Raw genomic sequence first — 17,985 nt, forward strand, 5'->3', positions numbered from 1 at the left:
AAAAGGCGAGGACATGATGCGGTAAGGGAAGCTAGAGCATTCATGAAAGAAGGGTACCGATTCGTTGTTGATCTGGACTTGGAGAAGTTCTTTGATCGCGTCAACCATGACCGACTAATGAGGAAGATTTCGGAGAAAGTGAAGGACAAGAAAGTTCTTCAACTTATTCGTAAATATCTTCAATCCGGCGTAATGGAGAACGGGTTAGTAAAACCGACAACGGAAGGCGCGCCACAAGGTGGTCCACTCAGTCCGATACTATCTAACATCGTCTTGGACGAGCTCGACAAGGAACTTGAGAAACGCGGACACCGCTTCGTCCGTTATGCGGACGACTGTAACATCTATGTGAAAACACTAAGAGCAGGAGAGCGAGTGAAGGCATCCATCACCGGATTCATTGAGACAAGACTAAAACTAAAAGTAAACCAAACGAAGAGTGCGGTGGACCGCCCATGGAGACGAAAATTTCTTGGGTTTAGCTTTAGTAGCGATAAAGAGCCGAAGGTGAGGATAGCAAAACAGTCCTTGCAGAAAGCGAAGGCTCGAATTCGGGAGATAACATCCCGGAAGAAAGCGATGCGAATGGAAGAACGAATCCAGGAGCTCAATCGATACTTGATGGGATGGCACGGATATTTCTCGCTGGCGGATACGCCAAGTGCCTTTAAAGCGATAGATATGTGGATTCGAAGGAGATTGCGAATGTGTCTCTGGAAGCAATGGAAGAACCCGAGAACCAAAGTCAAAAGGCTTATCTCCTTAGGCGTGCCTAAGGATAAAGCCTATGAGTGGGGAAATACCCGGAAAGGGTACTGGCGAATTGCAGGAAGTCCAATTCTACAACGTGCATTAAGTAACCAATATTGGGAGTCCAATGGACTAAAGAGCGCATTGGACAGATACAACTTCTTACGGAATATTTCATGAACCGCCGTATACCGAACGGTATGTACGGTGGTGTGAGAGGTCGGGGGCTAGCCGCCCCCTCCTACTCGATTGTGGAGTGGTTTTTCTAAGAAATAGACCGCATTCCTTTGCGAGAGGGCGGTCTATTTTTTTTTGCGATCAGGTAATCCAGTGCTCTCTCCCGGTGCATCCACGACCTCAAGACAAGACAATGCTTCATCAAGTCAACAATAGACTCTAGTCGGGACGAGCGACTTAGGTTATTATGAAAGCGCAAACATGTTTTCTGGAAGTCATGAAAGCTACAATTTAGCTACAGAGCATAAAGGTAATCTGAACGGAGGATACGATGGAAAACTGGTTAGGTAAATCGTTAAAGCAGAAGCTGAGTTTGTTGATTATTATTTCGGTATTGGTACCGGTGTTGTCTCTGGGACTGTTCTCCTATTATATTGCTGAAAGCTTAACGGAGGAGAAAGCGAAAAGCTCAGGCATGAACACGCTTCGGCAAATTGGGGCCTATTTGGAAAATATGGTGAGCGATGTCGAGAATCTATCACTATTCCTCATCGGCCACCCTGATGTCCAAAGCTATTTGAAAACACGGGAACACGATTTGTTAAAGCAAACCTCCATCGTTAATTTACTTACTACATTATCGATTTCCAAACCATATATCGCCAATGTCATGATCGAATCGAATGAAGATAATAAGCCGTCCGTTTCCTTCAAATCCGTCCTTGAATCAGAATGGACCGATATTCAGAGCGAGTATCCCGGTTATTATGAGGAATATCCAAAATGGTGGTCTCCTGTGCATCACTTCGTTACATCGGACGGCAAAGAGGATGTCATTACGATGTCGCGGCCGATTCGCAGCACATCAAAATATTACAGTATCGGCATGCTTAAAATTAGCTTGACACAATCGGTTATCTCTAGCCATTTAAAGCAAGCTGGACTAGAGGGTGAAGGCGTCGCCCTGCTGTTGGACGGACAAAACCGGATATTGGCTGGGCCGGAAGGGTACTCGACTAACAAGAACTTGAACGATTATTTTCCCGGAATAATTGAATTCAAGGGTAAGTCGGGCTCGTTCGATTACCGAGAAGCGGAGGAGCGGAGTACAGTACTGCACTATCAGATGCCGAATGTTAACTGGAGGCTCGTAGGTATCATTCCGGCAAAAGCTTACAGAGCGCAGAACCAGTATTTTTTAACGTTAACTGCAATTGCAGTGAGCATTTCCATGCTCTTTGTCATCGCGTTCGTCCTTGTACTTATTCAAAAAGTGACGAAACCGTTGTCTGCATTAACGAAGTTTCTTAGGAATTCCAGCCCGGACGAGCCGCTGCCGACGCTGCCCGTCACATCGATCGATGAGGTTGGACAGCTGATTATTAGCTATAATCGGATGAGCTCGCGAATTATTAATCTAACCGATGAGGTGAAGCACAACGAAGCGTTGAAGAAGGAAGCGGATATGTCGGCGCTTCAAGCGCAGATCAATCCGCATTTTCTATACAATACGTTATCGTCAGTCCACTGGATGGCGCTAATGAAGGGAGACGAAAAAATCGCGGATATGGTCGGCTCATTGAGTGATTTTCTTCGTTTCAGCTTAAATAAAGGACAGGAATATTGTGCAATCAGCCAAGAAATTTTGCATGTAGATCATTATGTGAAGATCCAGTCCATTCGATATCCGGATAAATTTGATTACGAGGCGAATATTCCGGCGGAGTTGCTCGATCTGAGAATGCTGAAGCTGCTGCTCCAGCCGCTAATTGAAAACGCGATGATTCATGGCATTTTGAAAAGAGAGGGTAAAGGAAGCATTATCGTTAAAGCAGCGTCTGCGGGAGAACGTATAACGTTTATTGTTCAGGATGACGGTGTCGGCATGAGCAGAGAAAGATTGGACCTGTTGAGAGAGAAGATAAGCGCAAACTTGGGCATTGATCCGCTGAAGAATAATGACTCGGCGGGGAGCAGCTACGGATTGCGCAACGTGCATAATCGGCTGCAGCTTCATTATGGGCATGAAGCCGGTTTGCGAATCGAAAGCACAGAAGGAAGCGGCACTAAAGTTAGTTTCACGATTATACCGCTCCAATCAGAAATTAAATAGGCTGCAACCGTTTGCGGGAAAGAAGGAGAATATGCACATGAAGCTACTAATTGTAGATGACGAAGTCATCATTAGAACCGGCCTTAGCACGGTTATTAAATGGGAAGAGAATGGTATTGAGCTGCTCGCGCCGGCTGCTTCCGCGGAGGAAGCGCTGATGCGCATTCCGATAGAGTGTCCTGACATCATCCTCACCGATATTCGGATGACAGGAATGACGGGGTTGGAATTGTCTAACGAGGTTAAGCGGAATTTTCCTCACATTGAAATTGTTATATTGTCTGGATTCGATGACTTCGCATATGCGCAGCAAGCGTTGCGGGAAGGAATAAGTGATTATTTGCTTAAAAATAGCCGTCCTGGCGACATTATGACTGCGGTTATGCGTGTGAAGCAGCGTATCGTCAGCAGACAGGAGGCTGTGCTTCAAGGAGCCATCCATCAAACGGCGTTCCGTTGGAAGCAGCTAGATCGGTTTCTTCGCGGGGACAATCCCTTGACGGAGCGTGAAAGTGAGGAATTGCTGATCTATTATCCTGAGCTGAGGCTCGGATCGGATATGGAGAAGCTAGAGCTATGGCTAGTTACATCTGCATCTCCCCTGACCATGCAGGAGGAGACGGAAAGTGAAATGAATGAGGCGGGAATGTTGATTAGGGACTCACTTGGCTGCGTTATTCTGGAGTGGGAATATGGATGGCTGCTTATTTTCCGCAGGGGACAGCCGGGCGCGAAGCGATTGGTTAAGACGTCGATGGAGCGGGCGGAGCGCGTTTATAACCAGCCTTTTTTTGCCGCATGTGGGGTATGGGCCAGCAACGTGGCAGAACTGAGGGAGTCACTTCGCACCGCTGAATATACCACCTCATTCCGCTGGTTGGCAGAGGAAGCAAGAATGCTTGCCTATGAGGATATTAAAGACCGGAAAGGAATGCGGACCGTTTGTACGGAAGAAGTGGAGAGTAAGTTGACTGCCGTTCTGAGAAGCGGGAGCCGAGAAGTCGTACAGCAGTGGATTAAAGGTGAACTGGCGAGCATTAGGCAGGATACGGAAGCGACGCCTAGTTCCGTTCAAGCGTATTTGCATTCGTTGATCGTTGGAGGGTACCGCTGGTTAGAGCGTGCAGCGGCATCCGTGGGTCAATCGATGCCGAAGCTACCGCAGCTTGAAATGCTGGACATGAAGCTGCTTACTGCGAATCCAGAAGAGACATTGCAGCAGATGCTGCTTGCCATCCATGCACAGTATGAACGATTAAACGGTAGCAGGAATGAAGCTATTGACCGAACTGTAGCATATATACGCGAGCATCTTGCAGACAGCTTGTCTTTGGCGCAGGTAGCGGCAAGCGTACATATGAATCCGAACTATTTTAGCAAGCTGTTTAAACAGGAAACAGGTAAAAACTATATTGAGTATGTAACGGAAGCGAGAATGGAATGGGCTAGCCGTTTGTTGAAGGAAACGCCGGCGAAGGTGAGCGAGATCGCTAAGCGGGTAGGATATGAGGATATGAAGCATTTTAACCAGCTGTTTAAGCGTTACAGTGGCGAAACTCCTTCGCAATATCGTTCAAGATGAATCGATGAAGGTGAAAATATCCCCCGTAAGGGCTTAATTTTCCCCCCTACGACTTCTCGTCTGTCTTATCTATACTAGGGTTATCACTAAAGGGGGAATATTTGAATGAAGAAGAGACTTGTGTTTATAACGACAATTATCTTAATGATTGCCCTTTTGGCAACCGCTTGCAACAATAGCGGAAACAAGGAGCAGAGCAATGAAGGTAACAAAAGCTCTGAAGAAAAAACGAAAATTTCAATATGGCATAACTTCGCGGGTGACGATCTTCGTGCCAAAGCGGTTAGAGACCTGATCGACAAGTATAAAGAGGAGCATCCGGACGTTGAGGTAGACGCGCAAGCGATCCCGGTTGACGGTTATCGTCAACGCCTAAGCACAGTGGCTGCAGCAAATGAAATGCCAGACGTATTTTTCGTCTATGCGGGTAGCCAATCCCAAGAGTTCTATGATGCCGACAAGCTTCAACCGATTACAGAGTTGATGGATAAATATCCAGAATGGAAGAACAATTTCTTGGCAGGGGCATTCGACCGCTATGAGTTTGAAAAAGGACAAATTTTCACAGCGCCGCTCGGGATGTCAGCAACTTCGTTCATGTATTATAACAAAGATCTTTTCGAGAAGCATAGTGTAAAAGTGCCGACTACTTGGGAAGAGATGATGGCTGCAATTAAAACATTTAACGACAACGGCATTACGCCGATTGCCCTCGGCAATAAAGCACCATGGGTTGCACAATCGACGATTATCGGTTCGTTGGCTGACCGCGTGACGGGCACGGAATGGTTCTTGAAAGCTGCAGCTCAAGATGGAGCGTCTTTTACAGATCCTGTGTTCATTGACGCTTTGGGCAAGTACAAAGAGCTCGTTGACAATAAAGCGTTTCAAGATGGTGCAAACAGCATCGACAACACGCAAGCAGAGCAATACTTCATTCAAGGCAAGGCAGCTATGATGATTAACGGCGCATGGTCGCTTACGAATCTTGCAGCATCCGCAACTCCTGAGCAATTGGCACCTATCGAAGTCACAACAATGCCTGGCATAGAAGGCGGGGCAGGCAAAGCGAATACGATTTCCGGTGGTGCCGGCGCTGGCTTTGCGCTTAACAAAAATACAAAAGGTGCACAGAAGCAGGCAGCGCTTGATCTGATCTACGCAGTTAGCGGACCAGACGGCCAAAAGGCGATCGCAGAAAGCAACTCGATGGTTATGTACAAAGTAGAACTGGATAAGTCGAAAGTAAGCCCACTTTACTTCAAAGCTTACGAATTGGCTGTGAATTCTGAAATCACGCCGGTATATGACGCCTATTTATCTGCTGAAGCAGGCGAGGTGATCAACAACGGTCTTCAGGAACTGATGATGGGCGGTAAGCCGGAGGATGTAGCTAAAAAACTGCAGGATGCGCAAGCGCGTTCGACTAAAAAGTAATCAGACAAAAGTACGTAAAGGAGGCTGTCGCCATGCCTGCATCATTGCGCAGCAGAAGCTTCGTCATCATGGCGCTGCTTCCTGCACTACTCATCTTTATCGTCTTTGCGATCATCCCGATTTTTTGGTCAGCTTACTACGGTTTCTTTGAGTGGAAGGGACTCGGTGCTGCCAAGCTTATCGGGTTGGATAATTATCGAATGATATTAGAGGATCCTGTATTCTGGAGAGCGCTGAAAAATAACCTGATCCTTATTGTCTCGGCAATAATAGGTCAAGTATCGATCGCATTGCTGCTGTCATTGCTCCTGCTTAAAAACACAATGTTCAATCGGTTGATGCGCTCCGCCGTATTTCTCCCGATGGTGCTGTCTACAGTCGTCGTCGGCCTCATCTGGGGCTATATTTATCACCCGCAAATCGGTTTACTGAATCAATTATTGGAGACGCTGGGACTGGAATCTTGGACTCGATCTTGGCTAGACGATCCTAAAATCAATATGTTTGCCGTATCGATTCCGATTAACTGGGCAAATATTGGGCCATATCTCATCATTTTCATCGCTGCACTCCAAAATATTTCTACAGAAATTAATGATGCTTCGAAGATCGACGGGGCAATTGGTTGGAAGAAGCTATGTTTCGTGACGCTCCCGATGATTTGGGGAACAGTTGTTGTAACCATCGTACTGTGCATATCTGGAAGTTTGAAGGCATTCGACCATGTGATCGTCATGACGCGCGGCGGACCTGCACAATCGACAGAATTACTTGCCACATATATGTACAATAACACCTTTACGGTATACCGTTACGGCTACGGCTCTGCGGTATCCACAATGATTATTCTGATTAGCGCCGTGCTCATTGGCCTAAATCATATCATCACGAAGAGACGCGGGTAATGGGCGGTCGGCTAATGTTGGCCCGGCCGATGAAGGAGTGAATCGCTATGCAAGTAATGATAAACGCTCGGTCGGAGAAGATGAGAGGCTCGCTGTGGCGTAAGCCGATTTCCGGAATTGCGAAAATCATCCTGTTATTTTATGCCATAATTACATTGTATCCGCTATACTGGTTAGGAATAAGTGCATTCAAGTCGAATCAGGAATTTTTCAACCGTCCTTATTCCTGGCCTCAGCATTGGCAGCTCGACAACATAACCCGGGCATGGGATCTCGGAAATATGGGCCGGGCGGTGCTTAACTCCACAATAGTTACTATCTCAGCGCTGCTGCTGACCATTGTGCTCGGCATGCTTGCAGCTTATGTGCTTGCCCGGTTCCCATTCAAGTTGAACGGAGCTGTAAAAGGATTGTTCTTGCTAGGCATGCTCATTCCAATTCATAGCACACTCGTTCCGTTGTTTATTTTCATGAACAAGCTCGGGATGCTGAATACGTACTGGTCACTCATCCTGCCTTATACGGCATTTGAATTACCAATTGCTATCTTCCTCGGAATGTCCTACATCGTATCCATTCCGAGAGAAGTAGAGGAAGCAGCGATGATCGACGGCAACGGCTGGTGGGGAATCTTCGGACGCATCATTTTCCCGCTGTCCCTACCGATCGTGGCTACGATTACAATTCTTGCATTTTTGAGGTTTTGGAATGACTTCTCCTTTGCGCTCGTCTTTATTAATTCTCAAGCGCTGAAGACGCTGCCCCTAAGCTTGTCGCTATTCTCCGACGGATTCGGAACGGACTACAGCTTAACGATGGGCGCGATGTTTATTGCTGCAATACCAACCATCGTCATCTTTTTGATCTTCCAAGAGCAAATTATGAAAGGTATGGTAGCAGGCTCGGTCAAAGGTTAACACCCTTGATCGAGTTTTTGGTGTGATCTTATATATATTTCATTCTTGTGGAGGGATTGATAGTGAAGTTACATTTTATAGGAGAATTGAGCGAGCTTCAATCAGGGCTTCAGGTGCTGCTTACAGAACTTAAGACAGAATGGTCAGAGGATGGAATTCCCGTTTTGATAGAACCGTCTTCAGGAGAACTGGAAGTTGGCTATGATGGTAAAAGTGCTTATATTCGTTATAGTGCTAAACATCAGTTTTTCCGCGGCTTGGGATTGTTGATTCAGAAGATTAGTGGCGGAGAGCTATTTCAAATTACAGAGCAACAACAATTCGATGCGATCGGTCCAATGTTTGATTTATCGCGCAATGGAGTGCTAACCGTTGAAAGCTTCAAGTTTATGCTGCGCAAAATGGCGCTGATGGGCTTGAATAGCGTCATGCTCTATTTGGAAGACACTTACGAGATAGAAGGCGAGCCTTATTTCGGCTATATGCGCGGCCGCTACTCGGCGGCGGAGTTGAAGGAAATCGACGATTACGCCGATCAATTCGGCATTGAAGCGTTCCCGAGCATTCAGACACTGGCTCATTTGGAGGAGTTTCTGAAATGGGAGCCGGTCAAGGAATATAAAGATACAAAAGGCGCGTTGCTCGTTGGAGCGGAGAAGACCGATCGTCTGGTCGAAAATATGATTGTCAGTATTAGCGCACCGTTCCGCAGCCGGAAAATCCACATTGGCATGGATGAAGCGGAAGAGCTTGGACGCGGCAAATTTTTGGATCGCAATGGACATATGAGCCGTTTTGATATTATGACAGGTCATCTGGAGCGGGTGCTCGCAGTGACTCGACGCTTAGGGTTGAAAGCGATGATGTGGAGCGATATGTTCCTGAAGCTGGCTTCGGAGAACGGTGAAGATTATTACGGCCATGAGACGCAAATACCACAGGAGATGTCGAACCGCATTCCTAAGGACGTAGATATGGTTTACTGGGACTATAACCACGTCGAGGAGAAGGACTACGAAACATTGATCGCCAAACACCGGCCGCTCGGCAATAATCTCATTTTTGCGGGTGCGGTGTGGGTATTCAATACGTTCGGCGTCAATTACGGACTATCCTTACCGGCAACCGATGCAGCGCTGACGGTATGCAAGAAGGAAGGCATCCGGGAAGTTTATGCGACGATGTGGGGTGACGACGGGATGGAGAGCAATCCGTACATCGCTTTGCTCGGCTTGCAGTTTTATGCGGAACATGCCTATTCAACGTCCACTCCGACTGACGAGACGCTGGCCGAGCGCGTTCGGTTCTGCACTGGCATCGAAGCGGATGCTTACATGGGACTGAAGTATTTGGACGAGACACCGGGAGCTGCACCAAATAATCAGAAGCAGAGCAATCCGTCTAAGTTTCTGTTGTATCAGGATGTACTGCTGGGGCTGTTCGACAAACAGATTGATGGGCTAGATATGGCGGCTCATTATGCATGGGCGGAAGGCGAAATTGCAAGCCGCAGAAAAGCTGAGGCAGAGCTAGATTACTTGTTCGAGGTGCCGCAAAAGCTGTGTGCGGTGCTGAAGCAGAAGAGCGAAATCGGTCTTGAGCTGAAGCGGGCTTATGACAGTGGAGACAAGGCAGTGCTTAGGCGGATTGCAGAGGATGTTTTGCCCGAAATCTCGCTGAGTGTGCAACAGCTTCGCGCCGCACACCGGAAGCAATGGCTATCGATGTTCAAACCGTTCGGCTGGGAGGTACTCGATATTCGTTACGGCGGCGTCGTAAGCCGGCTGGATACAGCGAGCATGAGGCTGTTAGAATATGCGGACGGAAAGCTCGAACGGATCGAGGAGCTGGAGCAGGAACGATTGCTGTATAGCACTACGAACCGTTTCACCGACAAAGGTACAGGCTGGTGCAGCTATTATTACCGCATGGCGTCGCCTAACGTCTTTTTCCATGTGATCAATCCATTCTAGGTTGAGGAATTATAGAATAAGAAGATAGATAGAGGACAGCTGATTGTGGCTGTCCTATTATTTTTAACTTTAATATAACATTAGTATTCTCAAGTAAATTGAAATCAATGGTACTGGTCATGAAGTGATGGTTTGGGCTCCGTTTTTGGTATATGGTGAAGACTGTAGATGATTAGATATAAAGAAAGCTGTCGAGACATTCTCGACAGCCTTAGCAGCTCGTGTCCCCAGAGAGGGTGAGCTGTTTTTATTTTGTAAATCTTACTATTCGCATTTGTTCCTCACCTTAGTTTACCAACCCGCTAGCGGATTGTTTTTCTTTCCATACCATCGTAATTAGAAGACCAATAAACATAATGACAGCCGCAAAGAGGTACGGATAGTTGATATTTACATCAAATAATACTCCGCCTAATGCAGGTCCGATGATATTACCGAGGCTAGTATAGGTTGAGTTCATGCCAGCGACAAACCCTTGCTCTTTTTCAGCCGTTTTTGATAAATAGGTCGTTAATGCTGGACGGAGTAGGTCAAATGCGAGAAAGATGAAGCAGGTTACTAGCAGAACGATTAAGTAGTTAGAGATTACGGTGGATACTACCGCTAAGGCTACGCCAGCAATTAAGCATAATTGGATGAGCTTCTTTTCACCGAGTTTATCAACCATTTTACCAAACAAAAAGACTTGCACAACCACTCCGAAGATTGAGCTTATTGTAATGATGGTTGCAATATCTCGTGGAGTGAAGCCGAATTTATGATCAGAAAATAGACTGAATACAGTTTCATATGCTGATAAACCAAAGGCAAGCACAAAAACTATTATAAAGGCAATAATATATACTGGGTGAAACGATCGTTTCAGATCAGTGATAAAGTTGGTATCTTTTTTAAGCTTACTGATTTCCAAAAGCTGCTGTTTGGATAATGGTTCTTTTAGAATAAATATCGACGAAATACAGGTGATTAAGGCAAAGCCAGCAGCAAAGTAGAATGGAGCACGTATACCTAGTTCAGTAATAAAACCTCCGATTCCGGGGCCAATAATAAAACCGATACTAATGGCGGCAGAAACATAACCCATTGCCTTAGGTCTTTCCTCTACTGAAGTAATATCTGCAACATAGGCAGTGACACCAGGCATAATAAATGCACCACTAATCCCTCCAAGAATTCTGGCGAAATAAAGAACGGATACATGTGTGCCTAAACCAAAGATCAATTCCGATGCACTGAAGAGTACTAAGCCGATTACGATCATTTTTTTTCTGCCGTAAGTATCAATCCATCGCCCTGCCAGAGGAGACATGAGTAGTTGAGCGAACGCAAATGCTGCTACAAGATACCCCATCGTTTTGCCTGACAAATGCATAATATTCATAAAGGATGGCATAACAGGGATGATAAGTCCAACGCCTAGAAAGACAATGAATATATTACTTAGCAGAATGAGTAAGACTGTTTTTTGTTCTTTTAATGGTTTCTTCATGAAGTAATACCTCTCTTTGTAAAATCATAGCTGTGAAATACCTCTCCAAAATATGGTCCATGAGGCATTCAGTTTTTCATTTAAGCGTGTTTGATTATTTCCATACACAAGCTCTAGCATGATCGAATCTACCACACCCAAGAAGGCAAAAGTAGGGATGGAGGCTGCATCTTCCCTAATGACTTTGGCATCGATCCAAGCTTGGAATTTGCTCTCAAGTACGGGCTGAATCTTTTTCTCCGTGTCGATAACTTCATCATCAATCGCTGTAGCAAGATGGGGCGGTGGAAAAAAAGAGATACGCAGCCAAAACTTTAACTGCTCGTTCTTTTGAAACATATCAATAACCAATTGCAGATATCCTAGTAAATCTTTTTTAGGATTTTGAGTCCCTACCTTACTCAAATATTGTAGTCTGGATGAGATTTCTGTTTCTTTTGCATCTTGTAAGACTTGTAGAAAAAGATCATCTTTCCCTTTGAAATGGGCATAAAGAGATTGTTTTTTCATCCCGACTTGCTCAGCAATTTGAGACAAAGAAGCTCCCTCATAACCATGAGTTGTGAAACATTTCAAAGCGATGTCTTTAATTTCTTTTCTTTTCAAAAAAATCACCTCGATATTAACGAACGTTCGTCAGTTATACTAACAAAATTAGTTGTTTTATGCAAATGAAATTTAACTTCAGAGCACAGTAAGGCGGCTAAAATCCATTGAATTCCTTAAGCATTTGGGTAAAGGTTTCAAGCTGCTGATTATTCCATTGCGCTATGCGCTCATAAAATACGAACTCCTTATCCTGCAGCGAATCATAGGTTTTGTGTCGTCCAAGATCTGTGAGCGTAAGAAGGATAGCTCGACGATCCTTAGGAGAGTCTTCCCTTTTAACATACCCTAAAATCTCAAGCTGTTTGAGAAGACGACTGACCGAGCTACGATCCATAGCTGTTGCTTCCGCCAAGGTAGAGGCGCTAGTCGGACCATAGGAATACAGCCAACGGACGATATGGAAAGCTGCAGGTTGTATAGAGGAATCGAAAGAGGCAGCAGTTCTGACATTAAGCGCATGCGCTGCGCTAATAAGGGCATTCAATTGTTCACCGAGCTTTAGCTCGAGTTGTCCTCTTAATGTATCTTTGCGTTCGATATTCATGGTTTAACCACCTAACCTAGATTTTTATGCAAAAGATTCCTATTTTTAATTAGTTGACATATATCAATCATCTGCATATAGTTGACATATATCAATTATATATTTTCGACAATTTGTTGTAAAGGAGAATGAAGATGACGACAGAGCCGATCATTGTAATTACTGGAGCTACAAGCGGTTTGGGACAACTCGTTGCCATTGAAATGGCAAAGCGTGGGGCTCATCTTGTTCTGACGGCAAGGAGTAAAAGTCGCGCAGAAGCTACTGAGAAATTGATAAGAGAAAGCGTACCTACAGTTGAGATAAATTTTTTCTACGGGGATTTATCCTTATTAAGGGATGTCAGTCGTTTAGGGCAAGAAATATCTGATGCATATCCTAAGATAGACGTGTTAGTAAATAACGCAGGACTTCATGCTTTTGAACAGCGGATCACTTCTGAAGGATTATCAGAAATGATGGCCGTGAACTATTTTGCCCCATGGATATTGACTCATACTTTACAGCATTCATTGAAGGCAGCGGGAAGTGCAAGAATTATAAATGTGGCTTCTGAAGCTTCACGCAATCATGGAGAACTTAAGCTTCCCGAGGATTTAATAAATACATCTAATTTTTCGGCCAGAGGCTCGTCAGAGATCTATGGAAAAACAAAGCTGCTGAATATCATGTTTACCGCTGAACTTGCTCGCCAATTCACAGGGACCGGAGTTACTGTTCACGCATTAAATCCAGGTTTTAATGTAACGGGTTTGGGGCGTGAGTTGTGGTTTGCAACTATCCTTGAGCGTGTATTGAAAATTCTTCATATAGGGAATCCACGTAAGGGAGCTGATATCATTATTCGTTTAATGATCGATCCTAAATATCAGGAAACCACAGGGGGATATTTTAATGTTGAAAAAGGCAATCCAATTGTACCCGTACATCCAGGTGGAGATAAGGAAATGCAGATTAAGTTATGGAATGATACGCGATTAGTAATACATCAGATAACTCAATGACAAGGGGAACTGATCCTAAAGTAGAACTTTCTACAATAGTATCAGCTCCTTTTTGTATTGAAATCGTTCGTATGCGTTGTCGAAAGACAAGAATTCCTAGTGGAAGTGAGTGATCTTTTATAAGCTTATCTTCTAAAGGGGAGGGAACTTATAAGAAGAAATTGGCGGATGTCTGGGACTGACCCCCCTGTGTGAGACAGGGATCAAAACACCTTCTCTTTTACAGGTGCTCCTGCTAATCTCATTTCTATAGCCTTCATCTTTATTTCCACGGGATAACTTACTCTGGTTGCCAATGCAAAAACACCTCCAAGATTATCCCCTATCATACGACAAGGTTCCATTCTCTTGAAGGTATTTTGATTTGTCTCACGTTATGGGGTCAGTCCCATTTCTTGCATGGTTTTTTTTTTTTGCTTGATTAGCACTGGGGCAAGCGCTAGCCTAGCTATGCTCCGCTAACTGCACCTCGAAGCCGTCCGGGTCCAGTATATAAAGGAATCGCAGATGGGGATTTGGCGTGATCGGTCCGCGTGCGACGGGGATACCTTGGCTTTTCAAATACTCTATGGCTTCGTCGAGCGATTCCACTTCGAAACCAACAGAAACGCCGCATTCTGGCTTCAGAGCCGGGTCGCTACCCTGAATAAGCTCGATTTTGGGCTGACCCACACTGCCCAACATAACAATCTGTTTTCCTCTACTCTCAAATCTGCGCTCAATGGGAAGCCCCAGGATTCTGTTATAAAAATCAAGGGAAGCCTCCAGATCGCGCACCCTAAGCGTTATCCAATTCATGCTCAATTTCATGATTGTAATGTCCTCCTCTATCTATTCTATGACAAGCCTGATTCTCCTTAATTATACGCTTTCTTGTTCACTAAAAGTTCGTAACATTAAACCTAATTCACGAAGGAATACATAAGTGTTAAACGCTTACACAGGTGAAGCAAGAAATGAAGCTTAAGTTTTCGCTGCTGGTCAATGATAATGACGGGGCGAGAGTCTGGCTGGAATACAATAGTGGCATAGGTTCTTCGAAGGATGTTAATGCCTTCGGGGACCTGTACCTGATGGATTAAGAGACTATTTCATAAACGGCAGAGATGCCGTTTATTTATTTTCTCCTCAACTGGTAGGAATTTGTCTATTATTAAAGTGTCAGTTCAATTCACTAGATGGTATGATAGGAGCGGGAGGGAATTTAAAATGACCAATGAGATAACAAATGAGAACGAAGAAACATTAAACGAGAACGAGGAAATAACCAATGATCCAGAAATGTCTGAGGAGGATATGAATAAGCTAGTGATGGCTGTTCATCATAACGGTCTCGTAGCTTTGAGAGTGCACTTTCAAGACGTTGAAGGACAAGTGTTGAATATGGAGGCCTACGGCCCGGTTTTTGTTTTTCACGTAAAGTCTGAGTTAGACCATGTCTATTCTTGTGGCTTTTTTCTGCGTGAATTGATTGCAAGATTCCAATCGGGTAAGGATCCTGCAGCATGGATGGCTTCATTCTTTGTTGATCTGATGAAGATTGAGGGAGGCAAAACGCTTCCAAAGCCGCCTTCAAGTGAAGAAGAAGCTAAAGCGATCATAGACAATGTATTAGTTCCGCAATGTATAAAAGAAATCACCGAAGAATTCGCGCCAGAGGATGTACATGTTGGTCTAGCTTGGAACGAAAAACTAGGTCCGGTTTTCGAGGCTGGATTTCCAGCGATAAGCGATGGGAATAACGTATGTGCGTTCCCACTGCATTTATTGTTAACGCACTTGCAATTGAATCGGGATCCTTCCGAACTACTTGTTCAAGGCATGTATAACATCCGTAAGGAACATGGATTGGAGTAAAATAGGCTCTGAGCCCTGGCCATCCATAACCCAAAGAAACGGCAGCAATGCCGTTTCTTTGTTGTTTCTTTTGATATTTATCCTGCCGTGTTAAAGATCATTGAAATTGTTGTTCCAGTTCCAGGTGAGCTCTCTACTTCAATCTGTCCCTGATGCTGGATTACAAGCTGCTTGGAGATCGCCATCCCAAGTCCAGTCCCCTGATTTAACGCATCTGTATTCGTGCCGCGATAATAGCGTTCAAATAGCAGATCTTTCGTCTCTGCATCGATACCAACCCCATTATCTTGGATACGAATCACAAATTGTGAGGCTGTATTCTTAACTAAAGAGACCTGGATCAGGGTACCTTCAGGGTTATGAAGGGCTGCATTGGCTAGCAGATTCTCCAGTATGCGTCTGAAATATTTACTGTCGATTGTATAGGTAATCGATTCTTCCGAAGCCGAATAATGAATCGGAACATGGGTGAATTGTGGGTGTTGTCTCCACTTTTGAACCGTTTGTTCGATGAATTCATTCATATCTGTCGGGATCAAATCAAAGGCAAAGGCATCATTCTTGAGTCGATAGGTTAAAGTCAGATCGTTAATCATTTCATCCATATAAGCGGATTTCTCGCGCATAATAGTAGCGAATTCACGAATTTCTGATTGTGACCATTCGTAGGTGTCCGATTCCATTAGATGAGCGTACCCCAATATGGAAGAAAGGGGTGTCTTCATATCATGAGATACGCCAGCAATCCATTCTTCTCTTGTGGTCTCCAGCTGCTTGTGAATCTGCTCGTTCTTTTGCAGCGTGTCTGTTAGATGCGCTAAGGAATCCATCATTTCGGTATGGTTGCGGAATCTTTTTTTTAAGCGTCCAGAACGATTTCGGCTAAGAGGTAGTCCCTTCGGATTACGACCCTTAGGTTCTTGAAATTCTCCCTTGGACAAATGATGAAGCCAATCAATCATATGCAAGATAGGTGTGCCGAACCGATGACCATACCAAAGCGCTAGCAGCAAGAATAGAAGAAGTATAATCACAAGCATAACTACAGCATTCCAAAAGAAAATCTGAATATCTTCTCTATACGTATCGCCATTCGTCCATGAAGCCACAGAAGCGGCTAGTGGCGTGTGAATGATCCAAGTGTTGTTTGTTGCTGGATCATACACCGTAAATAATTGCGTGCCATAACGTTCAGGATATTGGTTACGAAGCATCAATTCTTGAAGATTATAGTGTTCTGGTGTATTGTACGTTACACCATAACCTCCGAGCACCTTTCCATTATCATCGAGCAGCTCGATGGACCCATGAACAGCATTTAGTTGCTGCTTGAAAGTCTCGTTCACTTCGATTTCCCCCGTACTCCAGGTCACTTGCTGCAGTAGATTTTCTTTTAACTTTGCAATATCATTGCTCACTCCATATAAAAGGGTATAGCTTTGTCCATCCAGCTCTTGAATCCAAGCATATAGTCCGTAAGGGAAGTCCTTCTCCGCTCTCCAGTAGCTCATTAACTCACCGAGATGGTAACGTTCCGGCACATCCTTAGGTTTGTGGTAGGCAGCCACTGTTGTTCCAGCCTGATCAACTACCTGTAGCCAGCCTCCCTGATGCTTAACCTCAGCAAGAAGTTTTGGATCGAACTTTATGGTCTCGTTTTGTTTTGTAATGGAATCTGTAAGCACAGGCAAACTGGGTTTAATGAAGTCGAATTTCTGATCCAGACGTTCCAGCTTCACAACGCTTAAAGTAAATGTCCCTATAATTAGTACCGTCAGAAGAAGGCCGACAAATAACAATTGCCAAATGTATTGAAAAATAAACCGTTTCTTGATGTTCATCGCATCAGTCCTCAGATTCTTGTACAAGCTTGTAGCCTAATCCACGCGCCGTTATTAAGTAAACGGGCTCACTTGGACTTGGCTCAATACGCTCGCGAATACGGTGGATATGAACCATGACCGTATTGTCATCACTAAAGCTTTGTTCGCCCCATACATGCTCATACAACTGTTTTTTACTGAATACCCGATTGGGATTTTGACAAAAAAACAAGAGAAGCTGAAACACCTGCGCCGGGCAATCCACCAAGACATCATTCACGCGAAGCTCTCCGGCATATTCGTCTACTTGAAAGGTTCGGAAGGTGTAAATCGGCTTCACAGCCGGAAGTTCATTAGCTTTATGATATCGACGAAGCTGTGCTCGGACTCGTGCAACTACCTCTAATGGATTGAATGGTTTCGTAATATAATCGTCCCCGCCGATAGCAAATCCTGTAAGTTTATCGAAGTCACCGATTCTAGCCGTCAAAAAAAGGACAGGGGCATCCGTCGTTTGCCGAATCCATGGAAAGATCTCGAAACCGCTCTGCTTTGGCAGCATAACGTCCAGCAGGATCAGGTCATACTTCGTAGTTCGGCAGGCTAGCATGGCCTGTTCACCTGTTTCAGCCGTATCGATAAATAGGAATCCCTCTTTATTTAATACGGTTTTTAGTAGCTTAAGTATGGACGTTTCATCATCCACAATTAGGATTTTTGATGGATTCATCTCTTCCTGATCTCCCTATAATTAGCATGAAATTACTATACCATTTGTTGGGTTCCAGCAGCGCAATTGAAATCT

At 44.7% G+C, this 17,985-nt stretch carries 16 protein-coding genes; 10 read left to right on the top strand and 6 right to left on the bottom strand.

Translation table 11 applies throughout. The annotated features are described in order from the left end of the window. From L1028_RS21400 to L1028_RS21430, 7 genes are all read left to right on the top strand, one after another. The coding region (locus L1028_RS21400; RefSeq protein WP_234539408.1) for a reverse transcriptase domain-containing protein at positions 1 to 930 on the top strand (930 nt) is incomplete at its 5' end. 328 nt (positions 931 to 1,258) lie between these two features. Next, a complete protein-coding gene (locus L1028_RS21405; RefSeq protein WP_234539412.1) occupies positions 1,259 to 3,040 on the top strand; it encodes a sensor histidine kinase in 1,782 nt (593 codons plus the stop codon). A gap of 37 nt (positions 3,041 to 3,077) precedes the next feature. After that, positions 3,078 to 4,622, top strand: coding sequence for a response regulator transcription factor (locus tag L1028_RS21410; RefSeq protein ID WP_234539414.1), 1,545 nt, complete (start codon positions 3,078 to 3,080; stop codon positions 4,620 to 4,622). Positions 4,623 to 4,727: 105 nt separating this feature from the next. Then, positions 4,728 to 6,059, top strand: coding sequence for an extracellular solute-binding protein (locus L1028_RS21415; RefSeq protein WP_234539417.1), 1,332 nt, complete (start codon positions 4,728 to 4,730; stop codon positions 6,057 to 6,059). 32 nt (positions 6,060 to 6,091) lie between these two features. After that, positions 6,092 to 6,964, top strand: a complete 873-nt coding sequence (locus tag L1028_RS21420) for a carbohydrate ABC transporter permease (protein WP_234539418.1) — start codon at positions 6,092 to 6,094, stop codon at positions 6,962 to 6,964. Between the two features lie 56 nt (positions 6,965 to 7,020). Beyond that, positions 7,021 to 7,881 (top strand): carbohydrate ABC transporter permease, encoded by an 861-nt coding sequence (locus L1028_RS21425; protein WP_423803073.1) that lies wholly within the window; start codon positions 7,021 to 7,023, stop codon positions 7,879 to 7,881. Positions 7,882 to 7,943: 62 nt separating this feature from the next. Continuing rightward, positions 7,944 to 9,854 carry a beta-N-acetylhexosaminidase gene (locus L1028_RS21430; protein WP_234539422.1) on the top strand — a complete coding sequence of 637 codons (1,911 nt, stop codon included), beginning with the start codon at positions 7,944 to 7,946 and terminating at the stop codon, positions 9,852 to 9,854. 286 nt (positions 9,855 to 10,140) lie between these two features. On the opposite strand, the gene L1028_RS21435 is transcribed toward L1028_RS21430, so the two are convergent. From L1028_RS21435 to L1028_RS21445, 3 genes are all read right to left on the bottom strand, one after another. Further along, complete coding sequence (locus tag L1028_RS21435; RefSeq protein ID WP_234539425.1) at positions 10,141 to 11,343, bottom strand: MFS transporter; 1,203 nt, start codon at positions 11,341 to 11,343, stop codon at positions 10,141 to 10,143. A 24-nt stretch (positions 11,344 to 11,367) separates the two neighbouring features. Further along, the gene (locus L1028_RS21440) at positions 11,368 to 11,949 is read right to left on the bottom strand and encodes a TetR/AcrR family transcriptional regulator (RefSeq protein WP_234539427.1); all 582 of its coding nucleotides are present in this window, start codon (positions 11,947 to 11,949) and stop codon (positions 11,368 to 11,370) included. Positions 11,950 to 12,046: 97 nt separating this feature from the next. Next, complete coding sequence (locus L1028_RS21445; protein WP_234539429.1) at positions 12,047 to 12,496, bottom strand: MarR family winged helix-turn-helix transcriptional regulator; 450 nt, start codon at positions 12,494 to 12,496, stop codon at positions 12,047 to 12,049. 134 nt (positions 12,497 to 12,630) lie between these two features. On the opposite strand from L1028_RS21445, the gene L1028_RS21450 reads away from it, so the two are divergent. Then, positions 12,631 to 13,500, top strand: a complete 870-nt coding sequence (locus tag L1028_RS21450) for an SDR family NAD(P)-dependent oxidoreductase (RefSeq protein WP_234539431.1) — start codon at positions 12,631 to 12,633, stop codon at positions 13,498 to 13,500. Between the two features lie 444 nt (positions 13,501 to 13,944). Here L1028_RS21450 and L1028_RS21455 read toward each other — a convergent pair whose 3' ends face one another. Next, positions 13,945 to 14,310, bottom strand: a complete 366-nt coding sequence (locus L1028_RS21455) for a VOC family protein (protein WP_234539433.1) — start codon at positions 14,308 to 14,310, stop codon at positions 13,945 to 13,947. 146 nt (positions 14,311 to 14,456) lie between these two features. Between L1028_RS21455 and L1028_RS31350 the strand changes: the two genes are divergently transcribed. Then, positions 14,457 to 14,582, top strand: coding sequence for a DOMON domain-containing protein (locus tag L1028_RS31350; protein WP_279306897.1), 126 nt, complete (start codon positions 14,457 to 14,459; stop codon positions 14,580 to 14,582). Between the two features lie 127 nt (positions 14,583 to 14,709). After that, positions 14,710 to 15,357: a hypothetical protein gene (locus L1028_RS21460; RefSeq protein ID WP_042186601.1), complete on the top strand. Its 648-nt coding sequence runs from the start codon at positions 14,710 to 14,712 to the stop codon at positions 15,355 to 15,357. A 77-nt stretch (positions 15,358 to 15,434) separates the two neighbouring features. On the opposite strand, the gene L1028_RS21465 is transcribed toward L1028_RS21460, so the two are convergent. After that, complete coding sequence (locus L1028_RS21465; RefSeq protein ID WP_234539435.1) at positions 15,435 to 17,198, bottom strand: sensor histidine kinase; 1,764 nt, start codon at positions 17,196 to 17,198, stop codon at positions 15,435 to 15,437. A gap of 4 nt (positions 17,199 to 17,202) precedes the next feature. Beyond that, positions 17,203 to 17,910: a response regulator transcription factor gene (locus L1028_RS21470; RefSeq protein WP_234539437.1), complete on the bottom strand. Its 708-nt coding sequence runs from the start codon at positions 17,908 to 17,910 to the stop codon at positions 17,203 to 17,205. Positions 17,911 to 17,985 lie beyond the last annotated feature (75 nt).

It is taken from the genome of Paenibacillus pseudetheri (assembly GCF_924513355.1).
GTDB classification, from domain to species: Bacteria; Bacillota; Bacilli; order Paenibacillales; family Paenibacillaceae; genus Paenibacillus_AQ; species Paenibacillus_AQ pseudetheri.

Excerpts from the sequence above, each read along its gene's own strand:
- L1028_RS21405 (WP_234539412.1), top strand. The coding sequence starts at position 1,259 with ATGGAAAACTGGTTAGGTAAATCGTTAAAGCAGAAGCTGAGTTTGTTG.
- L1028_RS21410 (WP_234539414.1), top strand. The coding sequence starts at position 3,078 with ATGAAGCTACTAATTGTAGATGACGAAGTCATCATTAGAACCGGCCTT.
- L1028_RS21415 (WP_234539417.1), top strand. The coding sequence starts at position 4,728 with ATGAAGAAGAGACTTGTGTTTATAACGACAATTATCTTAATGATTGCC.
- L1028_RS21420 (WP_234539418.1), top strand. The coding sequence starts at position 6,092 with ATGCCTGCATCATTGCGCAGCAGAAGCTTCGTCATCATGGCGCTGCTT.
- L1028_RS21425 (WP_423803073.1), top strand. The coding sequence starts at position 7,021 with ATGATAAACGCTCGGTCGGAGAAGATGAGAGGCTCGCTGTGGCGTAAG.
- L1028_RS21435 (WP_234539425.1), bottom strand. The coding sequence starts at position 11,343 with ATGAAGAAACCATTAAAAGAACAAAAAACAGTCTTACTCATTCTGCTA.
- L1028_RS21445 (WP_234539429.1), bottom strand. The coding sequence starts at position 12,496 with ATGAATATCGAACGCAAAGATACATTAAGAGGACAACTCGAGCTAAAG.
- L1028_RS21450 (WP_234539431.1), top strand. The coding sequence starts at position 12,631 with ATGACGACAGAGCCGATCATTGTAATTACTGGAGCTACAAGCGGTTTG.
- L1028_RS21455 (WP_234539433.1), bottom strand. The coding sequence starts at position 14,310 with ATGAAATTGAGCATGAATTGGATAACGCTTAGGGTGCGCGATCTGGAG.
- L1028_RS31350 (WP_279306897.1), top strand. The coding sequence starts at position 14,457 with ATGAAGCTTAAGTTTTCGCTGCTGGTCAATGATAATGACGGGGCGAGA.
- L1028_RS21460 (WP_042186601.1), top strand. The coding sequence starts at position 14,710 with ATGACCAATGAGATAACAAATGAGAACGAAGAAACATTAAACGAGAAC.
- L1028_RS21465 (WP_234539435.1), bottom strand. The coding sequence starts at position 17,198 with ATGAACATCAAGAAACGGTTTATTTTTCAATACATTTGGCAATTGTTA.
- L1028_RS21470 (WP_234539437.1), bottom strand. The coding sequence starts at position 17,910 with ATGAATCCATCAAAAATCCTAATTGTGGATGATGAAACGTCCATACTT.